Annotated in this window: 21 protein-coding genes; 12 read left to right on the forward strand and 9 right to left on the reverse strand. The window is 73.2% G+C overall.

Annotation, left to right across the window (positions count from 1 at the left end; genetic code table 11):
• Window positions 1–8: 8 nt before the first annotated feature.
• Window positions 9–1004, forward strand: coding sequence for a sigma-70 family RNA polymerase sigma factor (locus ACQPY4_RS09925; protein ID WP_433334747.1), 996 nt, complete (start codon window positions 9–11; stop codon window positions 1002–1004).
• A 10-nt stretch (window positions 1005–1014) separates the two neighbouring features.
• On the opposite strand, the gene ACQPY4_RS09930 is transcribed toward ACQPY4_RS09925, so the two are convergent.
• The 5 genes from ACQPY4_RS09930 to ACQPY4_RS09950 all read right to left on the reverse strand — a co-directional run bounded on the left by ACQPY4_RS09930 (window position 1015) and on the right by ACQPY4_RS09950 (window position 5791).
• Complete coding sequence (locus ACQPY4_RS09930; RefSeq protein WP_433334749.1) at window positions 1015–2232, reverse strand: tannase/feruloyl esterase family alpha/beta hydrolase; 1218 nt, start codon at window positions 2230–2232, stop codon at window positions 1015–1017.
• Between the two features lie 115 nt (window positions 2233–2347).
• On the reverse strand, window positions 2348–3541 hold the full coding sequence (locus tag ACQPY4_RS09935; protein WP_433334751.1) for an ABC transporter permease: 1194 nt from the start codon (window positions 3539–3541) through the stop codon (window positions 2348–2350).
• A complete protein-coding gene (locus ACQPY4_RS09940) occupies window positions 3538–4230 on the reverse strand; it encodes an ABC transporter ATP-binding protein (protein WP_433334753.1) in 693 nt (230 codons plus the stop codon). The genes ACQPY4_RS09935 and ACQPY4_RS09940 overlap by 4 nt, the downstream gene beginning before the upstream one ends.
• A complete protein-coding gene (locus ACQPY4_RS09945; protein WP_433334755.1) occupies window positions 4227–5291 on the reverse strand; it encodes a peptidoglycan-binding protein in 1065 nt (354 codons plus the stop codon). Before ACQPY4_RS09945 ends, ACQPY4_RS09940 begins: the two co-directional genes overlap by 4 nt.
• A complete protein-coding gene (locus ACQPY4_RS09950; protein WP_433334757.1) occupies window positions 5288–5791 on the reverse strand; it encodes a hypothetical protein in 504 nt (167 codons plus the stop codon). The genes ACQPY4_RS09945 and ACQPY4_RS09950 overlap by 4 nt, the downstream gene beginning before the upstream one ends.
• 131 nt (window positions 5792–5922) lie before the next feature.
• On the opposite strand from ACQPY4_RS09950, the gene ACQPY4_RS09955 reads away from it, so the two are divergent.
• The 3 genes from ACQPY4_RS09955 to ACQPY4_RS09965 all read left to right on the forward strand — a co-directional run bounded on the left by ACQPY4_RS09955 (window position 5923) and on the right by ACQPY4_RS09965 (window position 8464).
• Window positions 5923–6585 (forward strand): response regulator transcription factor, encoded by a 663-nt coding sequence (locus ACQPY4_RS09955; protein WP_433334759.1) that lies wholly within the window; start codon window positions 5923–5925, stop codon window positions 6583–6585.
• Window positions 6582–7808: a sensor histidine kinase gene (locus ACQPY4_RS09960; RefSeq protein ID WP_433334761.1), complete on the forward strand. Its 1227-nt coding sequence runs from the start codon at window positions 6582–6584 to the stop codon at window positions 7806–7808. Before ACQPY4_RS09955 ends, ACQPY4_RS09960 begins: the two co-directional genes overlap by 4 nt.
• Window positions 7809–7882: 74 nt before the next feature.
• On the forward strand, window positions 7883–8464 hold the full coding sequence (locus tag ACQPY4_RS09965; protein ID WP_433334763.1) for a YbhB/YbcL family Raf kinase inhibitor-like protein: 582 nt from the start codon (window positions 7883–7885) through the stop codon (window positions 8462–8464).
• A 12-nt stretch (window positions 8465–8476) separates the two neighbouring features.
• Here the strand turns inward: ACQPY4_RS09965 and ACQPY4_RS09970 are convergent, their stop codons facing one another.
• From ACQPY4_RS09970 to ACQPY4_RS09985, 4 genes are all read right to left on the reverse strand, one after another.
• The gene (locus ACQPY4_RS09970; RefSeq protein ID WP_433334765.1) at window positions 8477–9118 is read right to left on the reverse strand and encodes a class I SAM-dependent methyltransferase; all 642 of its coding nucleotides are present in this window, start codon (window positions 9116–9118) and stop codon (window positions 8477–8479) included.
• A gap of 155 nt (window positions 9119–9273) precedes the next feature.
• Window positions 9274–10467, reverse strand: a complete 1194-nt coding sequence (locus ACQPY4_RS09975; protein WP_433334767.1) for an RNA polymerase sigma factor — start codon at window positions 10465–10467, stop codon at window positions 9274–9276.
• The gene (locus ACQPY4_RS09980; protein WP_433338870.1) at window positions 10467–10790 is read right to left on the reverse strand and encodes a YciI family protein; all 324 of its coding nucleotides are present in this window, start codon (window positions 10788–10790) and stop codon (window positions 10467–10469) included. Before ACQPY4_RS09980 ends, ACQPY4_RS09975 begins: the two co-directional genes overlap by 1 nt.
• A gap of 33 nt (window positions 10791–10823) precedes the next feature.
• A complete protein-coding gene (locus ACQPY4_RS09985; RefSeq protein ID WP_433334769.1) occupies window positions 10824–11222 on the reverse strand; it encodes a VOC family protein in 399 nt (132 codons plus the stop codon).
• 474 nt (window positions 11223–11696) lie between these two features.
• Between ACQPY4_RS09985 and ACQPY4_RS09990 the strand changes: the two genes are divergently transcribed.
• The 8 genes from ACQPY4_RS09990 to ACQPY4_RS10025 all read left to right on the forward strand — a co-directional run bounded on the left by ACQPY4_RS09990 (window position 11697) and on the right by ACQPY4_RS10025 (window position 25330).
• Complete coding sequence (locus ACQPY4_RS09990; protein ID WP_433334771.1) at window positions 11697–12848, forward strand: transposase domain-containing protein; 1152 nt, start codon at window positions 11697–11699, stop codon at window positions 12846–12848.
• Window positions 12849–13463: 615 nt separating this feature from the next.
• Entirely contained in the window at window positions 13464–14420 is a 957-nt protein-coding gene (locus tag ACQPY4_RS09995; RefSeq protein ID WP_433334773.1) for a ParB N-terminal domain-containing protein, read from the forward strand.
• Between the two features lie 290 nt (window positions 14421–14710).
• Complete coding sequence (locus ACQPY4_RS10000) at window positions 14711–15712, forward strand: DUF1702 family protein (protein WP_433334775.1); 1002 nt, start codon at window positions 14711–14713, stop codon at window positions 15710–15712.
• Between the two features lie 2 nt (window positions 15713–15714).
• Window positions 15715–17673: a CRTAC1 family protein gene (locus ACQPY4_RS10005; RefSeq protein ID WP_433334777.1), complete on the forward strand. Its 1959-nt coding sequence runs from the start codon at window positions 15715–15717 to the stop codon at window positions 17671–17673.
• A complete protein-coding gene (locus tag ACQPY4_RS10010; RefSeq protein WP_433334779.1) occupies window positions 17673–18653 on the forward strand; it encodes an enediyne biosynthesis protein in 981 nt (326 codons plus the stop codon). Before ACQPY4_RS10005 ends, ACQPY4_RS10010 begins: the two co-directional genes overlap by 1 nt.
• A 4-nt stretch (window positions 18654–18657) precedes the next feature.
• Window positions 18658–24402 carry an SDR family NAD(P)-dependent oxidoreductase gene (locus tag ACQPY4_RS10015; protein ID WP_433334781.1) on the forward strand — a complete coding sequence of 1915 codons (5745 nt, stop codon included), beginning with the start codon at window positions 18658–18660 and terminating at the stop codon, window positions 24400–24402.
• Window positions 24399–24833, forward strand: a complete 435-nt coding sequence (locus ACQPY4_RS10020; RefSeq protein WP_433334783.1) for an acyl-CoA thioesterase — start codon at window positions 24399–24401, stop codon at window positions 24831–24833. The genes ACQPY4_RS10015 and ACQPY4_RS10020 overlap by 4 nt, the downstream gene beginning before the upstream one ends.
• Window positions 24833–25330: a flavin reductase family protein gene (locus tag ACQPY4_RS10025; RefSeq protein WP_433334785.1), complete on the forward strand. Its 498-nt coding sequence runs from the start codon at window positions 24833–24835 to the stop codon at window positions 25328–25330. The genes ACQPY4_RS10020 and ACQPY4_RS10025 overlap by 1 nt, the downstream gene beginning before the upstream one ends.
• The last annotated feature ends 53 nt before the right edge of the window (window positions 25331–25383 follow it).

Consider the following 25383-nt stretch of genomic DNA (forward strand, 5'->3'; position numbering starts at 1 on the left):
GAGCGACCATGACGGAGACGACGGTGGCGGACCCGGCCGGAAACCACGACGACGGCTTCGCGCGCCTGGCCGATCCCCACCGTCCCGAGCTGCTGGCCTACTGCTACCGGATGCTCGGTTCGGTGCACGACGCCGAGGACCTGGTCCAGGAGACCTACCTGCGCGCGTGGCGCTCGTTCGAGGCGTTCGAGGGCCGGGCGTCGATGCGCAGCTGGCTCTACCGCATCGCCACCAACGCGTGCCTGACCGCGCTCGAACACCGCAAGCGCCGGCCGCTGCCCTCGGGGCTCGGCGCTCCCACCGACGACACCGGCTCCGCCATGGCGCCGCCACCGGAGGTGACCTGGCTGCAGCCCTTCCCCGACCGGCTGCTCCGGGCGGGTTCGGACGACCCGGCCGCGATCGTCGCGACCAGGGCGAGCCTCCGTCTCGCCCTGGTCGCGGCGCTGCAGCACCTGCCGCCGCGCCAGCGCGCCGTCCTCATCCTGCGCGACGTGCTGGCGCTGCGGGCGGCCGAGGTCGCCGAGCTGCTCGACCTGTCCGTCCCGGCGGTCAAGAGCCTGCTGCAACGCGCGAGAGCCCAGCTCGGTCAGGCGGCGCCCTCCCAGGACGACACGACCGAGACTCCCGCCGCCCACCAGCGAGAACTCCTGGACCGCTATGCGGCGGCCTTCGAGAACGCCGACATCGCCGCCCTGATGGCCCTGCTGACCGAGGACGCCGTCCTGGAGATGCCGCCCACCTCGACCTGGTTCGCCGGTCGTGAGCGTGTCGGCGGGTTCTTCGGCACCCGGGTCCTCACCGTCCCGGGTGTCTTCCGGATGACGGCCACCATGGCGAACGGCCAGCCCGCGTTCGCCATGTACAAGCGCGGCCCGGACGGCGTCCGGCACGCTCACGCGATCATGGTCCTCACCGTCGCTCACGACGGGATCGAGCAGGTCGTCGCGTTCCGCGACCCGGGCATCTTCGACCTCTTCGGGCTCCCGGCGACCGTCCCCTGATCGCTCCGGGTCAGGAGGTCCAGCACTCCAGCCGCTCGAACGCGTCCCGGAACGCCGGGAGCATCGGGCGGAAAGCCGGGGAGAGCGCGACGAGCCCGTCGGTGTGGGCGCCGCCGCGAACGGTGGAGGCCCGGTGCAGGCCCGTGCGCCCGGCGCCCGCCACGAGCCGCGTGTACGCGGCCGCGTGGCGGGCGGGCGGAGTCAGCGCGTCGAGCTCGCCCTGGACGCTGACCAGCGGCTTTCCCAGCCGCCCGGTGAGCGCCACCCGGGCCACGGCGCGCCGGACCGCCGCGGGCCGCGCGGCCAGGTCGTAGGCGGCGTCCGGCCCGCTGTAACCGGGGTCGAGCTCGGCGCGGACCTGTCCGAGCAGCGGGACCCACAGCGACCGGTGGCTGAAGCCCCAGGCCGGTTCGGAGCCCGCCGGATACCCGGCGGCCAGGATCGCCGCGCGTCCCGCCGGATCGCCCGAGGCGTAGGCCGGATAGGCCCGGACGGCCGGTGGCAGCGTCGTCAGCAGGTTCGTGCGCGGGGCGAAGACCAGGGCGTTCCAGTCGACGCCGCCGGTGTAGAGGGAGGGATGCCGCTCCAGCTGCCACCGCACCAGGTAGCCGCCCGCCGACAGCCCGGCCGCGTAGACCTTGTGGGGCGCCCGGCCGTAGTGCCGCGCGGCGGCCGCGCGGGCGGCGCGGGTCAGCTCGGTGAACCGCCGGTGCCACTCCAGGATGGCGTCGCCGGGACGCTTCCCGTCACTTGACAGCCCCGCCCCGGTGTTCCCCTTGTCGGTGGCGGCGTAGGCGTAGCCCTTGGCCAGCGCCTGGTCGCCGATGGTCGGGTCGTTGGCGTACTGCTCGCGGGTGCCGGGCGGCCCGGCGACGACGAGCCCCCCGTTCCACTCGCTCGGGAGCCGCAGGACGAACTGCGCGTCGTGGTTCCACCCGTGGTTGGTGTTGCCGGACGAGTCGTCCCGGAAGTACCCGTCGACCTGCACGCCGGGCACTCCCGACGGCGGCACGGTTCCCGGCGCGACGAGCCCGGCCCAGTCCGCCGGGTCGGTCAGCCCGGCGGGCACCGTCCCCGAGGTCGTGAGATCGGCCGCGCACGCGGTCACCGCGTGCTCGGCCCCGGGCACCCGGACCTCGGGACAGGGGGACGGGGACGCGGCGGCCGGGACGGCGGCGATTCCCGAGGACACGATCGCGGCGGCGATGGGGACGGCGAGACGGCGCATGGTCGCGCTCCGTTCGAGGAGGTGTTGGGACCTCGAACGCTAGAAATCCGCCGCCCCCGCCCACCAGTGTGATCTCGCCTGACCGCGTGGCCGGAAGACCCATGACCTTCGGCACTCACGCGGTCTGCAGAGCGATCGTGGGGGAGAGCCGGGCGGCGCGGATCGCCGGGTACAGACCGGCGACGCTCCCGATGACCAGGGTGGCGCCGAGGCCCGCCGCGACCGACCAGGCCGGGACGACGGGCGGCAGCCCGGCGGAGGTCGCGTACCCGGTGGTGGCCAGCGAGCCCAGCACCGTCCCGGCGGCGCCGCCGAGCGTGGACAGCAGCAGCGACTCGGTGACGAACTGGAGGCGGATGTGCCCCCGGGTGGCGCCCAGGGAGCGGCGCAGGCCGATCTCGTGCCGTCTCTCCAGCACGGAGACGACCATGGTGTTGGCGACCCCGACGCCGCCGACCAGCAGCGCGACCGCGCCGAGGCCGAGCAGCAGGTCGGTGAAGGCGCCGGTCGCCGCGGCCTTGGCCTGGAGCGCGGCCGAGGGGTCGGTGACCTTGACGTCCTGCGGGTTCCTCGGGTCGATCGTGCGGGGGAGCAGGTCGCGCACTCGGGAGACCGCCGCGTCGCTGGAACGCTCGTAGATCGAGGTGGGCCGGCCGTCGAAGCGGAGGTACGTGCGCGCGGCGTCCCAGCCGATCAGCGCGGAGCGTTCGATTTCGGGGGCGAGCGGCAGCGGCGCGAGGATGCCGATGACGGTGAAGTAGCGGTCGGCGATGAAGACCTGCTCGCCACCGCGGGTGATGCCCAGCCGCTGGGCCGCGACGGAGCCGAGGACCACGGACGGGAACCGGCCGTTCCCCGCGTTCAACCAGGTCCCGACGCGGACCTCGCCCTGAAGGGTGGCGAGCAGGCTCTCCGAGGCCGCCAGCGCGCTGATCCCGCCGGTGTCCTCCTTCGGGATCTTGTCGGAGCGCCGGACGGTGCCGCTGAGCGTCCCGGTGGCCGCCGACCGCTCCACGCCCTCGATCCGCCGCACCATCTTCTCGGCCCCCGGGGCGAAGGCGGCCTTCTCGCCGGTCAGCATCGAGGTGCCGGGGCTGGCGACCAGGAGGTCGGTGCCGAGCCGGTCGAGCCGGCGCTGGACCTCGGCCCGGCTGGACGCCGAGATCCCCACGACGGAGATCATCGTCGCGATGCCGATCGCGATGCCGAGGGCGGACAGGACCACCCGGGCGGGACGGGCGCGCAGCCCCGCCGCCCCGGTGCGCAGCACATCGGCCGCCGAGAGCCGGGCGGGCCGCAGCGCCCTCATACGGCGGCCGTCCTGGCCGTGTCGGACACGATGAGCCCGTCGCGGAGCCGCACCCGCCGGGGCAGGCTCGCGGCGATCTCGGTGTCATGGGTGATCACGGCGATCGTCGCTCCCTGGGCGTTGAGGTCGTGCAGCAGCGCCATCACGGTGTCGCCGGAGGCGGTGTCCAGCGCGCCGGTCGGCTCGTCGGCCAGGAGCAGCACGGGATCGCCGACGATGGCGCGGGCGATCGCGGTGCGCTGCTTCTGGCCGCCCGACAGCTCGTGCGGCCGGTGCGTCATCCGGTCGGCCAGCCCGACCTGGTCGAGCACCTCGGCGGCCCGGCGGCGCCGCGCCCGCGGCGGCAGGCCGCTGTAGAGCAGCCCGTCGGCCACGTTGTCGAGCGCGGACAGGCCCGGGGCCAGATGGAAGGACTGGAAGACGAAACCCAGGTGCTGGGCGCGCAGCGCCGACAGCTCGCGGTCGCGCAGCCCGGCCACGTCGTGACCGGCGATCCGGACCGAGCCGCCGGACGGACGGTCGAGGCTGCCGATGATGTGCAGCAGCGTGGACTTCCCCGACCCCGACGGCCCGGCGATCGCCGTCAGCTCCCCGCGCCGGATCGTCAGGTCGACCCCCGCGAGCGCCGCGACGCCACCGGGATACTCCTTGCGGACGCCGACGAGTTCCACCACCGGTTCGAGGCTCATGACGCGGGCACCTCGACCTTCATGCCCTCGCCGAGACCCGCTCCGGTCACCTCGACGCGGCCGCCGCCGAACACGCCGAGCTCGACCTTGACCGTCCGGCGCCCGGCCCCGCCCACCACCCGGACGCCATAGCCGCCGCCCGGCAGCGCCAGCAGGGCCTGGACGGGCACCGAGAGGACGTCCTCGCTGGTGTGCGTGGTGATGTTCACGGTCACGGGCGCCTTGTCGAGCGCCGTCGCCTTCCCGGGATGCTTGAGGGCGATGACGACCTTGACCTTGACCTTGGCCGCGCCGTCGCCGCCCTGCTCCTGCCCGCCGTCCTTGGCGGCCGTGGTGCCCACAGTCCGGACCGAGCCCTCGACGGTGCGGCCGCCCGGCAGCTCCACGGTGACCTCCGTGCCCTCCTTGAGCGTGCTCGCCTGGGCGACCTCGAGTTTCAGCTCGACGACCCGCTCGGTGCCGGAGACGGTCACGACCGGGCTCCCGGGGGCGACCCGGTCACCGGCCGAGGCGCCCCGGCCGCTGACGCGGACCGGCCCGGACGCGAACACGACCGCGTCCGGGCCGACCGTCCCGGTGGCCCTGGCGCCGTGGTCCTTCTGCCAGCGCCTGACCGCACCGGCGGTGGCCCTGGTGTACTTCCTGTCGACGGTCACTCCCTGGCCGTGGCCGAGGGCGACGAGGTTCTTCTCCAGTTGCAGGACGTCCGGCCCCTCGTCACCGAACTTGAGGACCCGGTACATCGGGCGGGCCCCGTACATCAGCCGGACCGGACGGCCGTCCAGTTCATAGAGCCGGTCGTCCCGCCCGGCCCGGGAGCCGGGACTCGCGATCCACGTCACCACGCCCGACGCGCCGGCCTTCAGCCCCTGGTCGCCGCCGTAGCCGAGGGTGCCCTCCTGCGCGCTGCCGTCGCTGAGGTCGCCCCGTTGGACGGAGGCCGTCGCGGTGGAGACGCCGGGATCGCGGCGCGTCTCCCCGCCGCCGACTCCGGCGTTCACCACGGCCACGGCCCCGATCCCCACCACGGCCAAGGCCCCGATGCCCCAGTTCCGCCTCATCGCCCGGTCGTCCCGAACTGGCCGCCGCACGCCTTGCCGGCCTTGTCGAACTTCTCCTTCTGCGGCCCGGAGCTCGGCAGCGGCAGCGCCTCGACTGCCCCGCCCTCGAACTTCGGGTCGGGCATGTCGACGCCCCGCGCGCGCATGCAGCGCGCGAACTTGAGCATCCTGTCCCGTTCCGCCTGCGAGATCGGCTTCGGTTCCGGGATCCCGGCCACCGTCCGGCAGGCCCTGATCGCCTTCTCGATCTTCTGGGGGCTGGTGCCCTCGTCGCCGATCGTGACTCCGGCGGAGTCCTCCCCGGACTTGGGATCGGCCATGTCGACGCCGTGCTCGCGCATGCACTTGGCCAGCTTGAGCTGCTGGTCCGTGGAGGTTCCGGCCTTGCCCGTGGACGCGGCCTCGCCGCCGCCGCCCGAGTCGCCGCCGCAGGCAGTGGTGAAGAGGGCCAGGCCCAGGACAACTGCGGAAACGCGCAGGCGGCGCTGGTGGACGGTCATCGGAGTCCTCCCGGTCGCGGCCGGAGCCTCCACTGGCCCGGCGACGGCCACACAGTGCCCGGGTCCGGTGTTTCGTTTCCTTAATCGGCCGCTTTATCTTTTCGAAAGGCCTGGTCAGATAGACCTGAGGCATGCGCGTGCTGCTGGCCGAGGACGAGGGCTACCTGGCGGAGCTGATCGCCGACGGGCTCCGGGACCAGGCGATCGCCACCGACGTCGCCCATGACGGCGCCGAGGCCCTGCGCCGGTTCGAGGCGATGGACTATGACGTCCTCGTGCTGGACCGGGACCTGCCCGAGGTGCACGGCGACGAGGTCTGCCGCCGGGTCGTCGAGAGCGGGCGGCTGACACGGATTTTGATGCTGACCGCGTCCGGCACGGTCCGCGACCGGGTCGAGGGCCTCGGGCTCGGCGCCGACGACTACCTGCCCAAGCCGTTCTCCTACGAGGAGCTCGTCGCCCGGGTCCTGGCGCTCGGGCGGCGGGCCCGGCCCGCGCTGCCTCCCGTCCTGGAACGGGCCGGGGTCGTCCTGGACATCCCCCGGCGCCGGGCCCACCGGGACGGCCGCCGCCTCGACCTGTCGCGCAAGGAGTTCGCCGTCCTGGAGGCGCTGATGCGGGCGGACGGCGCGGTGCTGGGCACCGACGACCTGATCGAGCAGATCTGGGAAGAGCACATCACCTACAACTCCAACGCGGTCCGGGTGACGGTCAGCAAGCTGCGGGCCAAGCTGGGGCCGCCCGCCGTCATCGAGACCGTCTCGGGGTCCGGCTACCGGATGGGCGGCTCATGAGGATCACCGCGCGGACCCGGCTGACCGCCCTCTACGGCGGGCTGCTGCTGATCGCTGGCGGCGGCCTGGTCACCTCGGTCTACCTGCTGATGCGGCAGACCCTGGCCGACCGGCTGCCCTACGCCATGACCACGGCGCTGCCCAGCTCGGGCGGCTACCATCCGACGGCGCCGCTCACGACCCTGCGCGCGGACGACGACCAGATGATGCCGGTCAACGGGCTCTCGATCACCCGGGCCGCGGCGGCGGCCGAGGACACCACCTACCGGCAGCTGCTGACCGTCTCGCTGGTCGCGCTGGCGATCTTCGCGGTGGTGTCGGTGCTGCTGGCGTGGTGGATGGCCGGACGCGTGCTGCGTCCCGTGCACACCGTCACCGCCACCGCGCGGCGCCTGTCCGCCGAGAACCTGGACGAGCGCATCGCCCTCGAGGCGCCGCCGGGCGAGCTCAAGGACCTCGCCGACACCTTCGACGCCATGCTCGACCGGCTGCAGAGCCTGGTGTCGGCGCAGCGGCGGTTCGTCGCCAACGCCGCCCACGAGCTGCGCACCCCGCTCGCGGTGCAGCGCGCGGCGCTGGAGATCGGCCTGGCCGACCCCGACCCCGCCAAGGTCGCCCGGGTGCGCGGCAGGCTGCTGGAGGTCGCCGACCGCAGCGAACGGCTCATCGAGGGACTGCTGCTGCTGTCGGTCAGCGACCAGGGGCTTGACCGCGCCGAGCCGCTCGACGCCGCCGAGATCGTCCGGACCGTCCTGGCCGAGCACCGGGCCGACGCGCTCGCCCGCGACCTCACCATCGAGCCGCGCCTGGGATCCCCGCGGCTGCGCGGCGACCCGATCCTCTTCCGGCACCTGGTGCGCAACCTGGTGGAGAACGCCCTGCGCTACAACGAGCCCGGCGGGCGGGTTCTCGTCCGGCTCGACGGCCGGGAGCTCACGGTCGGCAACACCGGGCCGGACGTGCCTCCCGAGGCGGCCGCGCACCTGTTCGAACCCTTCCGCCGCGGTCGCCCGCGCCGCCACGCCCACGGCGAGGGCACCGGCCTCGGCCTGTCCATCGTCGCCTCGATCGCCCGCGCCCACGGCGCCGAGGCGACCGCGCACCCCAACCCCACCGGCGGCCTGACCGTCCGCGTGACCTTCGCCGACCAGGACGCCCGGCTGCTCGCGCGCGAGCCCGCCGATCGGTCACGCCTCGCAACGAGACCGGCAGCCAATGCATAGAGACGGACGGGCGTTCCTCTGCACCCTGGCATGGACACGGGGGCCGAGACCGGAGCCGCCTTGAGGAGCGCCCTGTGACCATCAAGCGATTCGCGCCGCACGCCCTGCTCGCCACCTGCGCCGTCGGCCTCTCGATCGCCGCCGCCCCGCCGTCCACCGCCTCGGGCGGGCTGGCGTTCACCGTGACCAGCTCCGCCTTCGCCCAGGGCGGGACGATCCCGACGGTCCACGAGTGCACCAGCGGCGACAGCGACCCGCGCAAGAAGAACGAGTCCCCGCCCCTCGCGTGGTCGGGCGCACCGGCCGGGGCCCAGAGCTACGCGCTCGTCATGCGCGACCTCGACAACCGGAACCTCATCCACTGGGTGATCTACGACATCCCCGTCGGCGCGACCGCGCTGCCGCAGAACGTCCAGCACGTCTACCGGCCTCCGGTCCCCGCAGGGTCCCGGCAGGTCTACTACCGGGGGAGCGCGAGCCTCTACGGCTACCAGGGCCCGTGCTCGCCCAGCACGGTGAACACCTACGAGTTCGTGGTCCACGCCCTCAACCGGGCCACCCTCTCCGAGCTGACCTCCGCCTCGTCCACCCAGACCGCCGCCAGAACCATCACCAACGCCTCCCTGGGCTCGGCCAGAATCACCGGCGAGTCCTGAGACCTGCCCGGCCTATTCGGGAGCGGCGGGGCTGGTCGCGCTGCCCAGGATCTGCGGGGACGCGGGGAAGGGCAGCCTGGTGTCGGCGAACGCGAGGTGGTCGAGCCGGTCGACGGTGAACCCGGCCTCCCGGATGGCCGAGACGGTGTCCCGGTTGCTGTGGCAGCCGCCCATGCACCGGGGCCACACGGTGGCGTCCAGCAGGCGCTGGGTGGTGCGGGCGGCCGGGTGGGCGGCGCGGACGTGCTCGAAGAACCGCAGCTGCCCTTCCGGTCGCAGGACCCGCCGGAGCTCGGCCAGGGACGCGCGGACGTCCCGGACGGTGCACAGCACCAGGGACGCCACGGCGGCGTCGCAGGTGCCGTCGTCGACGGGCAGCCGTTCGGCCGTCGCGTCCAGGACCCTGATCGGCGTGCTCGCCTTGGTGGCGTTGTCCTCGGCGATCCGGCGCAGCAGCGGTTCGGGCTCGATCGCGATGACCTCGGTGACCTCGGGTGGGTAATGGCCGAAGTTCAGGCCGTTGCCCGCGCCGATCTCGATGACGCGGCCGGTCAGCCCGGCCAGCAGGCCGCGGCGGTGTTCGGCGATCGTGCGTTCCATCGCCTTGCTGGATCGCGCGTAGAAGCGAGCGAAGATGGGGTTGCCGCGAGACATGGACGCCTGCTTCCTGCTGGTCCGGAGCGCTGGGATCTCGGCCGGGACGGGTCCGGTGACGCGTCACGGGCGGCGGGGCAGGGTCGCCTTCCTCGAAGGCGCGGACGGCACCAGCCTAATACGGCCGCGGCGGGGCCGTCCGGGCGTTGATCGCCTCAGCGCCAGGTGAGACGGGTGGTCAGGAGATGGTGCTGGGCGGGGTTGGTGGTGAAGGCGAGGGCGCGGCGGTCGGCGGTGTGCGCTTCGAGATGGCGGTCGAGGTCGCGGAGGAGTTCGGCGCGGGTGGCATGGAAGAGGTGGTCGGTGTCGAGCGCGGGGGCCAGCGCGTCGAGTTCGGCGAGGGCGGCGCGCGCTCCCAGGACGTAGCGCGCCGCGATCGCCCGGTGCAGCCGGACGACGGGGGTGGGGGTGAGCCTCACCAGCAGGTCGTAGAGGAGGAGGATCTGGGTCCAGTCGGTGTCCTGCCAGGTGGGGGATTCGGCGTGGCAGGCGATGATGGCCGCCTGGACCTGGTACGGGCCCGGACGGTGGCCGGCGGCGGCGCGTTCGAGAAGCCGGGTGGCGTCCTTGAGCGCGCCGTGATCCCAGAGGGCGCGGTCCTGGTCCTTGAGGAGGACGAGCGCGCCGTCGGGTGTGAAGCGGGCCGGGGAGCGGGCCTGGTGCAGGCGGATCAGGGCGAGCAGGCCGAGCACTTCGGGTTCGTGCGGGACCAGCCAGGCGAGGGTGGCGGCGAGATGTTCGGCCTCGTCGGCGAGGTCGCGGGCGTGCGGCCGGTCGGCGGTGCTGGTGAGGTAGCCCTCGTTGAACAGCAGGTAGATGGTGGCCAGCACCTGGGCGAGCCGTTCGGGCAGCTCGTCTTCGGACGGTATGCGGTACGGGATCCCCGCCTCGGTGATCTTCCGTTTGGCCCGGGTGATCCGCTGGCTGATCGCGGTCTCCGGGACGAGGAACGCGGCGGCGATCTGGCCGGTGGTGAGGCCGCAGACGGTGCGCAGCGTGAGGGCGACCTGTGCCTGCCGGGGCAGAGCGGGATGGCAGCAGGTGAAGATCAGTTTGAGGCGGTCGTCGGGCTCGCTGGGGACGGGCCAGTCGAGCTGGGCGAGCTTGTCGCGGTAGACGCTTTGACGGCGCAGCAGATCGATGCCGCGGCGGCGGGCGACGGTCAGGAGCCAGGCGTCGGGGTGCTCGGGGATGCCCTCGACCGGCCAGCGTTTCAGGGCGGTCTCGATGGCGTCCTGCATGACGTCCTCGGCGGTGGCGAAGTCGCCCAGGGCTCGGATGAGGCACGCGGCGAGCCGGCCCGCGTGGTCGCGGACCACGCGGGCCAGCTCGGCGCGGACCTCGTCCATCAGGTGAAGGGCCGGATCTCGACGATCGGGCAGGCGGGCCAGGTGCGGGCGAGCGCGAGGGCCTCGTCCAGGTCGGCGACGTCGATCTCGGCGTAGCCGGTGATGCCCTCCTTGCCCTCGATGAACGGCCCGTCGGTGACGACGGCGTCACCGCCGGACAGCCGCATGGTGGTGGCGGTGTCCGGGGCGGCCAGCTTCTGATGGTGGGTGATCTTCGCGGCGTTGACGGTGAACCAGTGGCTGACCGCCTCGTAGGCGGCCTGCCGGTCGTCGTCGCTCATGGCGGCGAGTTCGTTGAGGAACTCTTCGGTCTCGGCGAACATCAGCACGTACTTGACCGGATGCCTCCCTCCTCGTCAGTTCGCGGGCAGCGGGCAGTATAGGTCAACGCCGTTGCCGTCGGGGTCCGCGACGGTCGCGTAGCGCATGCCCCAGTACGCGTCCCACGGCTCCTTGATTCCCTGGTACCCCGCTTCGATCAGTTCGGCGTAGGTGGAGTCGACCCCGGCCGGCGTGGGCGCCTGGAAGGCGAGGAAGACGCGGGGCCCGCCGGACGGCTTGCTCCAGCCGGGGGTGGTGGAGGCGCGGAACGGTTCGGTGTCGAGCATCAGGTGCAGCCCGCCGGGCAGGTCGGCGCCCGCGTGGTCGGGGAAGGCGGCGTCCACCTTGAACTCGACCCCCAGCCGCCGGTAGAAGGCGACCGACGCCTCCAGGTCGGCCACCACGATGTCGATGGTGTTCATCCTCAGTTCCATGATCTTCTCCTTGGGTCGGACGCCCTCGGGGAGGGCGCTTCGGGTCGCTGTCACCTCCGAGACGAACGGCCGGCGTCCCGATCCGACACTCCGGGCATGAACTTTTCGGACCCGTGCTCCGGAGCCGCCCGCCGAAGAAGGATCGCCGGGGGCCGGAAGCCCGCCCACGGGACCGCCGCGTGGCTGATGTGCGTCTGACCGCAGGGTGTTTGCGCCATATGAGAGATATGGCCGCACCTTTCTCGCCATGATCTTGCGTGATGGAACGTTCTCCGAGGTGGTGGCCGCGGGGCGGGGGTGGTGCACGGAAAGAAACGGACGGGGCGTCCTGTTGGGTTCAGTGGGGTGACGGAGTACGCCGCTTGGCTACGTGTAACCGCTCGGTCGGGCCTCCGCGGGGGGTCGACGGTCGGACTGCCCCCGACGCCGCCCGCAAGCGCGGCGTGCCGCTCGACCTGGAGCAATGTCACTTACATGGCGAGGCCTCCCCGGCAGGTCGGCGACCTTCTCGCGGACCGCATTGCCGTTGGTTTGCTGACCAGCGCCTTTCCCCCGGAACTTGTCGACCGCGTGGTGAGCCAGTGTGGCGTTCGGGAGCAGCGGATGCGTGCGCTGCCGGCCAGATTGATGGTCTATTACGTGCTCACCATGGTCATGTTCTTCCGGTTGGGCTACGCGGAGGTCTGGGACAAGCTGGTCGCGGGCCTGGCCTGGACGGACTCGCTCGCCGCCACGCCGCCGCGCGAGACGCAGCCGACCCCGGCCGCGATCACCTACGCCCGCAAGCGGCTCGGCTGGCGGGTGATGGCCGCGTTGCTGCAGGAGGCCGCCGGGCCCCGGGTCCGGAGCGAGCCCGGGCATTTACGCGTCGGCGGGATGCGGTTGGTGGCCTTGGACGAGGTGCCGCTGAGCCTGCCGAGCACGCCGGGGAACGTCAGCGCGTTCGGCTACCCGCCGGGTGCTCCGGGGGCGGTTCCGCGGGCCGGCGTCGTGGCGCTCGGCGAGTGCGGGACGTCGGCGATCCTCAGCGCGAGCATGTCCGGCGCGGTCTCCGATCGGGCACCGCTGATCCGCGGTCTCCTGCGGAAGCTGGTTCGCGGCGACCTGCTCCTGATCGGCCGCGAGTTCGCGCCTCGCGATCTGCTGGACGAGGTCATCGCCGCCGGGGCGCACGCGCTGTGGCAGGCGGGGCCGGAGGAGGACCTGCCCAAGCTGAGCACGCTGCCCGACGGCACCTACCTGTCCCGCCTGGCCCGCGCCGGCCGCGTGGTCCGGGTCATCCCCGACGCGGGCGAAGGCGGGTCGGCCGCCGGGGGCTCGGGGACCCTTCTGGTCACCGACGTTCTCGACGCCGGGGCGCTGCCCGCGGAGGCGGGCATCGCGGCGCGTGCCTCGCGTTGGCGCCTCGACGACTGCTTCCGCACGCTCGACCTGCTGCCTCCCGACGGGGACGCGGTGGTACTGCGCTCCAAGGACCCGGACCTGGTCCGCCAGGAGGTGCACGCCATCCTGTGCTGCTACCAGGTGGTGCGGCTCCTCTCCGGCCACGCGAACGGCCGGGGCGTTCCCCACCGGCAGGCGACGGCTCGGTGGTCGGCCTCCGTCTGGGCGCCCGGATCCGGGTAGGCCGGTCGACCGTTACCAACCCCTATGCCCTTTATCTCCGGGTTTGTTATTAAGTTAACGGGAATGGCGGGCTGACGGCCAGGCCGTTCGGGCGGCGGGCGGCGGCGACCCGGCCGGTCGAGGATCGGGCGGACGTGTTCGTCGGTCGTGGCGGCGGCGGCTCGTTCGGCCGTGGAGTTCAGGCCGGACCCGACAGGGCGGAAAGTGTCCGGGGCCTCCGGCGGACGACTGCGGTTCTGACAAGGCCGTGAATGTCAAGTCGCCAAGGGAGAAGAAAAGCATTCAATGGTACTGCCACAAGTCCGGCGGCTAACTTAAGAGCCTCTGCTATACGGGTGCGGCCGGTTCGAGGAATGGTCTGGACGTGGGTTTCGGCCAGGCAATCGGCATCGCATAATCTCGTTTACCCGTTCATGTGCCGTGAGCTCTTGGAGGACGATGACATTGTCCAGGACCGCTGCGGGCAGACCTCTTACCGAACCGTCGGCCGGGAACAGATCCGCCCCGGTCAACCTCACACTCCGCCTTCCCGCGAACAGTCGGGCCGCCGATCATGGCGCGCGAGAAGAACCGGCCCTGCCCTCGGAGCCCGGCCAGGACGTGCACATCGTCCCGGTGCGCAGCCTTCTGCCGGCCGACTCGCCGCGGCTCACCGGGGAGGACGAGAATCACACCCGCCGGCTGATCGAGGCCGAGGCCGAACTTCCGCCCATCCTCGTCCACCGCAGCACAATGCGCGTCATCGACGGTATGCACCGCCTCCGCGCCGCGATGGCCAGCGGGAGGCGGGAAATCCGGGTCCGGTTCTTCGAAGGCGACGAGAACGAGGCATTCCTCCACGCCGTCAGGGAGAACGTCACACACGGTCTCCCGCTCAGCCTGGAGGACCGGAGGGGCGCCGCGCGGCGGATCATCGCGGCCCGCCCCGACCTGTCCGACCGCGCGATCGCCGGTTGGACCGGGCTGTCGGACAAGACGGTCGGCGTCATACGGAGACGCTCAAGCGCGGAAACCCCGCAGTCGAGCAAGCGCATCGGCGTCGACGGCCGCGCCCGCCCGCTCAACAGCAGCGAGGGCAGGCAGCGCGCCGTGGAGTTCCTCACCGCCCGCCCCGACGCCTCGCTGCGCGAGATCGCCGCCGGTGCCGGCATCTCGGTCGGCACCGCCCACGATGTCCGCAAGCAACTGCGGCGCGGCGGCGACCCCATCCGCTCGCGCCAGTCCGACGCCGGCCAGGCCACCACCGATTCCCCCCTGCTTCCACCTGTCTTCTCCGAGCGGCGTCCCGAGCGGCGGCTCGCCCGCGACGTCCCCGGCTTCGATCCCCGGTCGCTGCTGGAGAGCTTCGTCCAGGATCCCGCGATCAGGCAGACGGAGGCCGGCCGCTTCATGCTCCGGTGGCTGCGTGACCACGTGGTCCGCGGGGCGGACGTCAACCAGCTCGTCGAGGCGGTCCCGCCCCACCGCGCCGACGGTCTCATCACCCTCGCCGAGCACTGCGCCTGGGTGTGGCACCGGATAGCCGACCGGCTCGCGGACGAGCAGAGACTTCACGACGGGCCGGACGACTGAGCGGACGCCCCACGACCGCGCATTCATCACCCTAAGGCCGAACGGCGGCCGCCCGCGATTGTTCCGGAAGTTCTTCGTCGGCCGCGATACCGAATGTTGTGTTCAATGAATCCCAGTCGTCTCACGGGTCTCGGTTAATATGCGGAGGCCGACATAAAGCGCTCATCGTGTATGGGTGGCTTATTCGTGAGGCGAACCATTCCTACGGTTGAGAGAGCTCCATGACTTTTGCTGCGGGACGCGTCCTCCATCGGATACTGGCGCCGCCGTCGACCGAGGTGACATTCCGCGTGCGCGGCTTTCACGTCGGGCAGCCGCAGGCGCGCGACTATCTGGAGCAGGTGGGCCGCTGGTTCCTCATCGGCCTGGAATACGGCATGACCCTGCGGGGAGAGCGCCAGATCGCGGCCCGTCTGGAAACGGTTCCCTCGGAATACCGCGGTTTCGCCTATGAGGGCGCCTCGATGGCGCTGGCGATTCTCGACGGCGTTCTTCCCGGGGCCGGGGGGCGGCTGCGGAGGTTCGTCGCGGACCCGGCGGCGCACCAGGTCCACACGGCGCACATCGGGGCCGGGTGGGCGCTGGCCCGCCTGCCGAGCCCGCTGCATCGCCGGATCCGGCTCGCGGATCCGCTGCTGCGCTGGCTGGCTCTGGACGGGTACGGGTTCCACGAGGCCTATTTCCGGACTCCGCGCGTCGTGGGCGAGCGGCGCCCGCCCCGGCTCCCGCGGGGCCATCCAGGCTCCGCCCGCGACGCCGCGCACGTCGTCGACCAGGGGATAGGCCGCGCCCTGTGGTTCGTATGCGGGGCCGACGCCGACCGCCTCGCCGGTGTGACGGCGGGCTTCGCGGCCGACCGGAGGGCCGACCTGTGGGCCGGTGCCGGCCTGGCCGCGACCTACGCCGGTTATCGGAGCGCGTCCGATCTGGCCGACGGGGAGGCGAGGGGCGCGGTCGAGGCGTCGCTGCGCGAGCTGGCCGACCGCGCCGGTCCTTATCTGCCGGACGTCGCCCAGGGCGCGGCTTTCGCGGCCAAGGCCCGGGCGCGGGCGGGCCTGGTCACTCCGCACACCGTCACCGCGGTGCGGTCGCTGTGCGGGATGGAGGTCGCCGAGGCGGCGCGGTGCACCGATGACGCCCGGCCCGGCGATCCGGAGGACGCCGGCGCCTACCAGGCCTGGCGCCACCGCATCCGCGAGCGCTTCGCGCGGCCGCCCTCGCCTTCCGATCGAGATCGCCGGAGTTCCCGCGGCCCCGTGGCCGGGACGGAAAGGTTCGCGAGAGGGACGTGATGATGAGAAAGCTCGCACCGCCGGTCGTCGTGCTCGCACTGATCGGGGCGCTGTTCGTCCTGGCCCAGCCGCCCGGGGTGTCCGCCCGGCAGCGCGCCGCCACGGCCTCGCAGTTTCGTTTCACGCAGCTGCCCATAGCCCTGCCGCCGGGACTGCCGGACGCCACGATCCGGGATGTCAATCCGGCCTACCGGCGCATTCAGGCGTGGATATCGTCGGTGGGTGCCGCGGTGGCGATCAATGACCTCGGCGGCGGCGGCCGACCCGACGACATGTGCCTGGTCGACACCCGGAGCGACTCGGTGATCGTGACCCCGGTGCCGGGGACGAAGGCCGTCGGGACTTACCGGCCGTTCGTGCTCACGCCGTCGCCGTCGCTGCCCTACGACGCCTCCACCATGGCCCCGATGGGCTGCGCTCCCGGCGACTTCAACCACGACGGCCTGATGGACCTGCTGGTGTACCACTGGGGCCGGACCCCGGTGATCTACATGCTCAAGCGGGACGCCCGGCACCTGTCCGCGGCGGCCTACCAGCCGGTCGAGGTCGTCCCGCGCCCGCCCGGCCCGGACGGCCGGTACACCGGCCCGCTCTGGAACACCAACGCGGTGGCCGTCGCGGATTTCGACGGCGACGGCCACACCGACATCGTCATCGGCAACTACTTCCCGGACTCTCCGGTTCTCGGATCGCACTCCCGGGGCGAGGTGGTCATGCCGGACGGGCTCTCCCGCGCCATGAACGGCGGCGGCGACATCGTCCTGCGCTGGGACGGCGCCACCTCGCAGGGGGCGCCCAGGTACGCCACGGCGCGCGACCCGTTCCCCAAGGGCACGGCGACCGGCTGGACGCTGGCCGCCGCCGCGGCCGACCTGGACGGCTCGACGACGCCGGAGCTGTACGTGGCCAACGACTTCGGCCACAACCACCTCTTCGCCAACGTGTCCAGGCCCGGGCACATCCGCTTCGTCGAGGCGAAGGGACGCCGGACGCCGACCGTGCCGAAGTCCAAGGTCCTCGGCGACGGCTCGTTCAAGGGCATGGGCGCCACGTTCACCGACCTGGCCGGTGACGGGAAGCTCGACATGCTGGTCAGCAACATCACCACGTCGTTCGGTCTGCAGGAGAGCAACTTCACGTGGATGAACACCTCGAGCGGCCAGGCACAGATGCGTCGCGACCTGCTGCGCGGGGTCGCCCCGTTCACCGACCGGAGCTGGCCGATGGGCCTGGCGCAGAGCGGCTGGTCGTGGGACGTCAAGGCCGGTGACTTCGCCAACCGCGGCACCCAGGACGTGGTGCAGACGGCCGGCTTCGTGAAGGGCACGGTCAACCGCTGGCCGCAGCTGCAAGAGCTCGCGACGATGAACGACAACCTGGTGGCCGACCCGCTGCACTGGCCGAACGTGAAGGCGGGCGACGACCTCGCCGGGCGTCAGTGCCTGGCGTTCTTCGCCCAGGCTCGGGGCAACCGCGGCCGCTACACCGACATCAGCCGCCGGCTGGGCCTGTGCGCCCCCACCCCGACGCGCGGGGTCGGCATCGCCGACACCGGTGGAAACGGGACGCTCGACTTCGCCGTCGCCCGTCAATGGGGGCCGCCGGCCTTCTACCGGAACGACACCGCCCGCCCCGGCAGGCACCTGGGACTGAGGCTCGTCCGGCCCGTGCCGGGGCCGCGCGCCGCGCTCCAGGCGGCGGGCACACCGGCCATCGGAGCGACGGTCTCCGTGCGGACCTCCTCGGGCAGAACCATGACCGCCCAGGTCGACGGCGGCAGCGGGCACTCGGGCAAGAACGACTTCGGCCTTCACTTCGGGCTGGCCGAGTCGGGCGCTCCGGTGACCGCGACGGTGGCCTGGCGGGACGGGAAAGGCCGGGCCCACCGTCAGACGATCGAGCTCGCTCCGGGCTCCCGCACGCTCCTGCTCGACTCGACCATTCGTGAGGTGCCGGCGTGATGACATCGCTCCGTGGACAGGGCCCGCGCGGGTCGGCCCGGCAGGCCGGCCCGAAGCCGCCGAAGGACGTCCGTATCGCGGCCCTGCGCAGGTTCGCGATCTCGATCACGGTGTTCAACATCCTCGGTTACCTGTGGCTCGGGTTCGAGCAGCCGTGGCTGTGGCCGATCATGGCGGTGGGCACCGCCTACGTCACCGAATTCCTGGTCGAGTCGGTCTCGGCGTGGGCCGACCGCCGTCCCCCCGGTTTCCGGGGGCAGGGGCTGAAGGGCCTGGCCGACTACCTCCTGCCCGCGCACATCACCGGCCTGGCGGTGAACATGCTGCTGTACGCCAACGAGGAGGCCTGGCTGGTCGTCTTCGCGGTCGTGGTGGCGGTCGGGCAGAAGGCGATCCTTCGCGCCCCGATCAACGGGAAGTCGCGGCACTTCATGAACCCGTCGAACTTCGGCATCGCGGTGGCGCTGCTGCTGTTCCCGTGGATCAGCATCGCGCCGCCGTACATGTTCACCGAGAACGTCGGCACGGCCCTGAGCTGGCTCATCCCGGGCCTCATCCTGGCGTCGGGAACGCTGCTGAACGCGCGGCTCACCAAGAAGATGCCGCTGATCGCCGGGCTGGTGCTGGCGTTCACCGCGCAGGCCCTGTTCCGGGCCGCGGTGTTCGGGGTCGCCTGGCGGCCCGCCCTGCTGATGATGACCGGGACGGCGTTCGTGCTGTTCCTCAACTACATGGTCACCGACCCCGGCACCACCCCGGTCGGACGGCGCGATCAGGTCGCGTTCGGTGCGTCGGTGGGCCTGGTCTACGGCGTTCTGATGGCCGTGGACATCGTCTATGGCCTGTTCTTCGCGCTGGTCATCGTCTGCGCCGTCCGCGGCGTGTACCACTGGGCCGCCGCGTTGCGGAGCGCACGGCGGCCGCGTCGAGAGAGGGCGGTGCCCGTCCAGGTCCCGGCCACGGCGGCTCAGGCCAGGTGACGCCATGCGGGAACGGATCGCGATAACGGGCCTGGCGTGCGAGTACCCGGACGCCTCGTCACCCGCCCGGCTGTGGGAGAACGTGCTGGCGCAGCGCCGGGCGTTCCGCCGCCTGCCCGGCGAGCGGCTGAACCGCGCCGACTATTACTCGCCCGACCCGGACGCCGCCGACCGGTTCTACGCGGACATGGCCGCGGTCATCGAGGGCTACGAGTTCGACCGCGTCGCCTTCAAGGTGGGAGGCAGCACCTACCGGTCCACCGATCTCACCCACTGGCTGGCCCTGGACGTCGCGTCCCGGGCGCTGGCCGACGCCGGATTCCCCGGCGGCGCGGGGCTGCCCGCCCTGACGACGGGCGTCATCGTGGGCAACACCCTGACGGGCGAGTTCAGCCGGGCGAACCTCATGCGCCTGCGGTGGCCGTACGTCCGCCGCACCGTCGCGGCGGCGCTGCGCGCGGAAGGGTTCGACGACCGCCGGCTGGAAGGGTTCCTGGCCGGTCTCGAGCGCCGGTACAAGGCCCCTTTCCCCGAGGTCGGCGAGGACACCCTGGCCGGAGGTCTGTCGAACACCATCGCCGGCCGGATCAGCAACCACTTCGACCTGCGCGGTGGTGCCTACACCGTCGACGGCGCGTGCTCGTCGTCCCTGCTCGCGGTGGTGACCGCGTGCGCGGCGCTGGCCGACCGCGAGATCGACGTCGCGATCGTCGGCGGGGTCGACCTGAGCATCGACCCCTTCGAGCTGGTGGGGTTCGCCAAGGTCGGTGCCCTGACGCCGGGCGAGATGCGGGTGTTTGACCAGCATGACTCCGGTTTCTGGCCCGGCGAGGGCGCCGCTATGGCGGTGCTGATGCGGGAGGAGGACGCGGTCGGCGGCTACGCGGTGATCGAGGGCTGGGGGAGATCCTCCGACGGCCGGGGCGGGATCACCCGGCCGACCGTCGACGGCTACCGGCTGGCCATGCGCCGCGCCTACGTCCGGGCCGGGTTCGGCCCTGACACGGTCGGCTACTTCGAAGGGCACAGCACCGGCACGCCGACCGGCGACCAGGTGGAGCTCGAGGCCGTCTCGGCGGAACGGGACGCCGCCGACCCGCAGGCGCCACCGGCGCCGATCGGCAGCATCAAGGCCCTCATCGGGCACACCAAGGCCGCCTGCGGCATCGCCGGCCTCATCAAGGCCGCGCTGGCCGTCCGCGAGGGGATCATCCCCCCGACCGCGGGGTGCGTGGACCCGCACGACGTGCTGCTGCGCGACCGTCCGGCGCTGCGGGCCTCGGCCGGTGAGCCATGGCCGGCCGGGACGCCGCGCCGGGCGGGCGTCACCTCGATGGGCTTCGGCGGGATCAACACGCACGTGGTCATCGGGCAGTCCCGCGACGGCCGCGCCGACCACGCCCGGGCGGTCTCGCTGCTGTCGTCGGCGCAGGACCGGGAACTGCTCCTGGTGGACGCCGAGGACCCCGAAACGTTGCGGGAGACGCTGCTGCGGCTGGCCGGCACGGTTTCCGCCCTCTCGTTCGCCGAACTGGGAGATCTGGCCGCCGTCCTGCACGCCGGGTATCGCGGCCGGCCGCTGCGGGCCGCCGTGGTCACCGGGCATCCGGTACGGGCGGCGGAGGCGCTCCGGAAGGCCGCCGAGGCCCTCGGGACCGGAAACGAATCGCTGTTCGACCCCGGGGCCGGTGTCTTCCTCGGCCGGGTCACCGCCCCGGCCAGGGCCGGACTGCTGTTCCCCGGCCAGGGCACGACCCCGGTCTCGCGGCACGGCCACAGCGCCGCACGCGGCCGCTTCCGTGCCGTGCTCGACGCGTGGCCGCTGCCGGACGGGGACCCGGTCGACACCGCCGTGGCCCAGCCCCGGGTCGTGGCCGCCTCGCTGGACGCCGTCCGCGTCCTGACGGCCCTCGGCATCGAGGCGGACGTCGCCGTCGGACACAGCGTGGGCGAGCTCACGGCCCTGGCCTGGGCGGGCGCGGTCGACGAGACCGCCGTGCTCCGGATCGCGACGGCTCGCGGGCGCATCATGGCCGGCCTCGGCGGCGGGGCGATGGCCGCCCTGGCCGCGTCACCCGACCGGGTGACACGGCTGCTGGCGGGCGCGCCGGTCGTGATCGCGGCGTTGAACGGCCCCGGGCGGACGGTGGTGTCCGGGCCGTCCGCCGCGGTGGACCAGGTCGCCGCCCGCGCCCGGCGGGAGGGCATCGAATGCACGCCCCTCCGGGTCTCCCACGCCTTCCACTCCCCGCTGGTCGCGCCCGCCGCCGCCCCGCTCGCCGACCATCTGCGGGAGCACGATCCGCGACCGCTGCGCGGCCGTGTCATCTCGACGGTGACCGGCCGGGAGCTCGCGTCCGGCACCGACCTGGGCCGGCTGCTGACCGAGCAGGTGACCGCACCGGTCCGGTTCGGCCCGGCGGTCGAGCGGGCGGCTCCCGGCGTGGGCCTGTTCATCGAGGCGGGGTCGGGGTCGACGCTGAGCGGGCTCGCGGCGCGGATCACCGACGTCCCGGCGCTGAGCATGGATCTCGACGCGCCGTCGCTGGGCCCGCTGCTGCGGGTCGTGGCGGCCGCGGTGGTCCTCGGGCTGCCGGTCCGCACCCAGGCGCTGTTCGACGGCCGGTTCACCCGCCCGTTCCAGCCGGACGCGCCGTTGCGGTTCTTCGCCAATCCGTGCGAATCCACCCCGGACGTCGACCTGCCGCCCGCCCCGGTCATGCCGACCGACCGCGGTGGAGCCGAACCGCGGCACGCTGGACCTCCTGGCGAGGACGCATCGATCGACCGGCTGCGGAGGCTGACGGCCGGGCGGGCGGAACTTCCGCTCGAGGTCGTCCGCCCCGGGACCAGGCCGCTGGACGACCTTCACCTCAGCTCCATCGTCGTGGGCCAGATCATGAACGAGGCGGCGGCGGAGCTCGGGCTCACCATGCGGGCCCCGGCGACCAGCTTCGCCACCGCCAGCCTGGCCGAGCTCGCCGAGGCCCTGGACGACCTGGCCGCCGCGGCCCCGCTCGGAAAGGACGCGCGGCGCCAGGCCGTGGACGGCGCCGGTCCGTGGGTGCGCCCGTTCGCCGTGGAGTGGGTGCCCGCGGATCCACCGCCCCCGTTGAAGGACGCCGCGGCGGGCGGACCGGGCTCGTGGCAGGTGTTCGCCCCGTCCGGGCACACGCGGGCCGAGCCGCTCCGCCGTGCCCTGGCGGCCGCGGGCATCGGTGACGGCGTGCTCATCTGCCCGTCGCCGTCGTACGACCCGGCCGAGGCCGGGATGCTGCTGGCGGGTGCCCGCGCCGCCACGGCCGGGGCCGGACGCTGTCTCGTCGTCCAGTCCGGCCACGGCGCCGCCGCCCTGGCCAAGACGCTGCACCTGGAGAACCCGGAGATCGTCACCTGCGTGGTGAACGTGCCGTCCGGGCCCCTGCCCGTCGCCGCCATCGTGCGCGAAGCCGCCGCGGCGACCGCGTTCACCGAGGTGCGCCTCGACGAGGCCGGGCGGCGCGATGTTCCGGTGCTGCGCCCGCACGACCTCCGGCCCGGGCCCTTGCCGCTCGGGCCCGAGGACGTCGTGCTCGTCACCGGCGGCGGCAAGGGGATCACGGCCGAGTGCGCGCTGGGGCTGGCCCGCCGCACCGGAGCCGGGCTCGCGATCCTGGGACGCTCCGATCCGGCGGCCGACGCCGGCCTGGCGGAGAACCTGGCGCGCCTGGAGGCCGCCGGCGTCCGGCATGCCTACTTCCGCGCGGACGTGACCTCCTGCGAGCAGACCGCCGCCGCTGTGGACGGCGCGCGCGAACGGCTGGGCGAGGTGACGGCCGTCCTGCACGGCGCCGGCCGCAACCGGCCGGCCGCGCTGGCCACCGCCGACGAGGCCTCGTTCCACGCCACCGTGGCACCCAAGGTCGACGGGCTGCGCGCCGTCCTGCGCGCGGTCGACCACGGCAGGCTCCGGCTGCTGGTCACGTTCGGCAGCATCATCGGCCGGGCCGGCCTGCCCGGGCAGGCCGAGTACGGGACGGCCAACGAGTGGCTGACCGAGATGACGCTCGACCTGGCCCGCCGCAACCCGGCCTGGCGTTGCCTGGCCATCGAGTGGTCGGTGTGGTCGGGCGTGGGGATGGGCGAGCGGCTCGGCGTCCTGGACGCCCTGGTGCGCGACGACATCAGGCCGATCCCGCCCGATGAGGGCGTCGAGACGCTGCTGGGGCTGCTCGCCGACCCCGGCGCTCCCGTTGTGGCGGTGGTCGCCGGTCGGGTCGGCCACCTGCCGACCGTCGCGTTCGAGGAGCGGGAGCTGCCGCTCGGCCGGTTCACCGAGTACCCCCTGGTCTCCTACCCCGGCGTGGAACTGGTCACCGAAGCCCGGCTCACCCACCGCGACGACCCCTACCTGGCCGACCACCAGGTGGACGGGGTGGCGATCCTGCCGGCCGTGCTGGCCCTGGAGGCGATGACCGGGGCGGCCGTCGCGGTCGGTGCGCGGCCGGACCGTCCGGTCTGGGAGGACGTGGAGTTCCCGCGGCCGATCGCGGCGGACCGGGACCTGGCCGCGACGATCAGGATCGCCGCGCTGGCCCGGGAGGACGGCGAGTCGGTCGACGTGGTCATCCGCAGTGCGGAGACCGGCTTCGCCGCCGAGCACGTCCGCGGCACGTTCCGGTCGGGCGGGGCGGCACCCGGGGGCCAGCCGCCGCCGCAGGCGGGACCCGTCGGTGACGGGCCGCCCCCTCGGGTCTCGCGCCTGATCGAGGCCGAGGACTGGTACGGCCCGCTGTTCTTCCAGGGCAAGCGGTTCCAGCGGGTCATCGGGTACCGGCGGCTCACCGCGACGGGCTGCGTGGCCGAGATCGCGGGCGGCACCGGCAAGCCGTGGTTCGGGCCGATGCTGCCCACCAGGCTGCTGCTGGCCGACCCCGGACCGAGGGACGCCTTCATGCACGCCGTCCAGGCGTGCGTGCCCGACGCGACACTGCTGCCCGACCGCGTCGAGCGGCTGGTGCCCGCCACGGACCCGTGGCCGGAGCGGCTCGTCCTGACCGCCCGCGAGCGGGCCAACGACGGCGACGTCTACCTCTACGACCTCACGGTGCACGACGAAGCGGGCAAGCTGCTCGAGGAGTGGCGGGGGCTGCGGCTGCGGGCACTCCGCCGCCACGGGCCGCCCACCATCGCGGCCCTCGTCGGGCCCTACCTCCAGCGGCGGCTGCCGGACGGCTTCGGTGTCGCGGTCGAGCCGGAGGGGCACGATGATCGCGTCGAGGCGTCCCGGCGCGCCGTCGGGCGCGCGGTCGGCGCCGAGGTCAGGGTGCGGCATCGTCCCGACGGACGGCCCGAGACCGAGTTCCAGGACGGCTCCGGCCCCGGGCCCGCCGTCTCGGTGTCCCACGGCCCGGGGTTCGTGCTGGCCGTCGCCGGACGCGGCCCGCTCGGCTGCGACGCCGAGGCGGCCGTGGACCGTCCGTGGCCGCGGTTGCTCGGGGCCGGCCGGATGGCCGTGGCCGAACTGGCCGCGGCGGAATCCGGCGAGCCCCTGGCGGTCGCCGCGACCCGGGTCTGGGCGGCCAGCGAATGCCAGGTGAAGGGCGGCGGCGCCGCGACCGATCCGCTCGGCCTGGCCGGATCTCCGGAGCCCGGCTGGCTGGCGTTCGCCTCGGGCCGGACGCGGGTCGTCACGGTCGCCACCACCCTGAGCGGCGTTTCCCACCCCGTCGTGTTCGCCGTCCTCACCGGGAACGAGGACCGCGCATGACGCCCTACTTCGAGGTCCGGCACATCGTCGGGCTGGACGAGACCAACGTGGTGGGGAACGTCTACTTCGCTCACTTCGTCCGCTGGCAGGGCCGGTGCCGGGAGCTGTTCCTCCGGGAGCGCGTCCCCGGGCTCATCGCCGAACTCGGCGCCGGCCTGAAGATCTTCACGCTGAGCTGCTCATGCGAGTACCTCGCCGAGGTGTTCGCGTTCGACGAGATCGCCGTCCGGATGCGGCTGGCCGAACTGTCCCAGACCCAGGTGGCCTTCATGTTCGACTACATGCGCGTGCGCGGGGAGGCGGAGGAGCTGGTGGCGACGGGGCGGCAGCGCGTCCTGTGCATGCGCGCGGAGGGCGACGGGATGAGACCGGCCCGGGTGCCCGCGGCCTTCCGGCGGGCCCTCACCCCGTTCCTGGCACGGTCCGGCTGATGGACCAGCTCAGGCGCGTGCTCGCGCGGGACGCGGCGTCGGTCGTCGTGGTGACGGGACCGGGCCCGGTCGGGCTCACCGTGACCACGTTCAACTCGGCGAGCCTCGACCCGCCACTGGTCACGTTCCTGGTGGCCAAGTCGTCGTCGACCTGGCCACGGCTGCGCGACGCACGGGTCTTCGCGGCCAACGTCCTGGCGGCGGGCCAGGCCGAGATCGCCGACCGGTTCGCACGCCGCCACACCGACCGGTTCGGGCCGCCCACCCGATGGAGCAGCGGGCCGCGCGGCGTTCCGCTCATCGCGGGTGCCGCCTGCCAGGTGGCCTGCGAACTGGACTCGGTCATCGCGGTCGGCGACCACTGGCTGGTCGTCGGGCTGGTCGTGCACGCCGAGGCCGGCGCCGCGCCGCCACTGCTCCGCCACTCCCGCCAATACGGCTGGTTCCAGGGTCTCCAGCAGCCCGACGGCAGGTTCACCGAAATCCCGGCTCTGTAGGTCTCCCGCTGCGCGCCGCGCCCGGCATGGACGATTCGATGCCGGGCGCGGCG

Origin of the sequence: Spirillospora sp. CA-294931 (genome assembly GCF_050946795.1) — a bacterium.
In the GTDB taxonomy this organism is placed as follows: domain Bacteria; phylum Actinomycetota; class Actinomycetes; order Streptosporangiales; family Streptosporangiaceae; genus Spirillospora.

Coding starts and splice junctions, on each gene's coding strand:
- ACQPY4_RS10025 (WP_433334785.1), top strand. CDS start 24,833: ATGGACCAGCTCAGGCGCGTGCTCGCGCGGGACGCGGCGTCGGTCGTC.
- ACQPY4_RS10010 (WP_433334779.1), top strand. CDS start 17,673: ATGACATCGCTCCGTGGACAGGGCCCGCGCGGGTCGGCCCGGCAGGCC.
- ACQPY4_RS09980 (WP_433338870.1), bottom strand. CDS start 10,790: ATGTTCGCCGAGACCGAAGAGTTCCTCAACGAACTCGCCGCCATGAGC.
- ACQPY4_RS09960 (WP_433334761.1), top strand. CDS start 6,582: ATGAGGATCACCGCGCGGACCCGGCTGACCGCCCTCTACGGCGGGCTG.
- ACQPY4_RS09950 (WP_433334757.1), bottom strand. CDS start 5,791: ATGACCGTCCACCAGCGCCGCCTGCGCGTTTCCGCAGTTGTCCTGGGC.
- ACQPY4_RS09985 (WP_433334769.1), bottom strand. CDS start 11,222: ATGGAACTGAGGATGAACACCATCGACATCGTGGTGGCCGACCTGGAG.
- ACQPY4_RS09970 (WP_433334765.1), bottom strand. CDS start 9,118: ATGTCTCGCGGCAACCCCATCTTCGCTCGCTTCTACGCGCGATCCAGC.
- ACQPY4_RS10020 (WP_433334783.1), top strand. CDS start 24,399: ATGACGCCCTACTTCGAGGTCCGGCACATCGTCGGGCTGGACGAGACC.
- ACQPY4_RS09990 (WP_433334771.1), top strand. CDS start 11,697: ATGGCGAGGCCTCCCCGGCAGGTCGGCGACCTTCTCGCGGACCGCATT.
- ACQPY4_RS09930 (WP_433334749.1), bottom strand. CDS start 2,232: ATGCGCCGTCTCGCCGTCCCCATCGCCGCCGCGATCGTGTCCTCGGGA.
- ACQPY4_RS10005 (WP_433334777.1), top strand. CDS start 15,715: ATGAGAAAGCTCGCACCGCCGGTCGTCGTGCTCGCACTGATCGGGGCG.
- ACQPY4_RS09945 (WP_433334755.1), bottom strand. CDS start 5,291: ATGAGGCGGAACTGGGGCATCGGGGCCTTGGCCGTGGTGGGGATCGGG.
- ACQPY4_RS09935 (WP_433334751.1), bottom strand. CDS start 3,541: ATGAGGGCGCTGCGGCCCGCCCGGCTCTCGGCGGCCGATGTGCTGCGC.
- ACQPY4_RS10015 (WP_433334781.1), top strand. CDS start 18,658: ATGCGGGAACGGATCGCGATAACGGGCCTGGCGTGCGAGTACCCGGAC.
- ACQPY4_RS09925 (WP_433334747.1), top strand. CDS start 9: ATGACGGAGACGACGGTGGCGGACCCGGCCGGAAACCACGACGACGGC.
- ACQPY4_RS09975 (WP_433334767.1), bottom strand. CDS start 10,467: ATGGACGAGGTCCGCGCCGAGCTGGCCCGCGTGGTCCGCGACCACGCG.
- ACQPY4_RS09955 (WP_433334759.1), top strand. CDS start 5,923: ATGCGCGTGCTGCTGGCCGAGGACGAGGGCTACCTGGCGGAGCTGATC.
- ACQPY4_RS09940 (WP_433334753.1), bottom strand. CDS start 4,230: ATGAGCCTCGAACCGGTGGTGGAACTCGTCGGCGTCCGCAAGGAGTAT.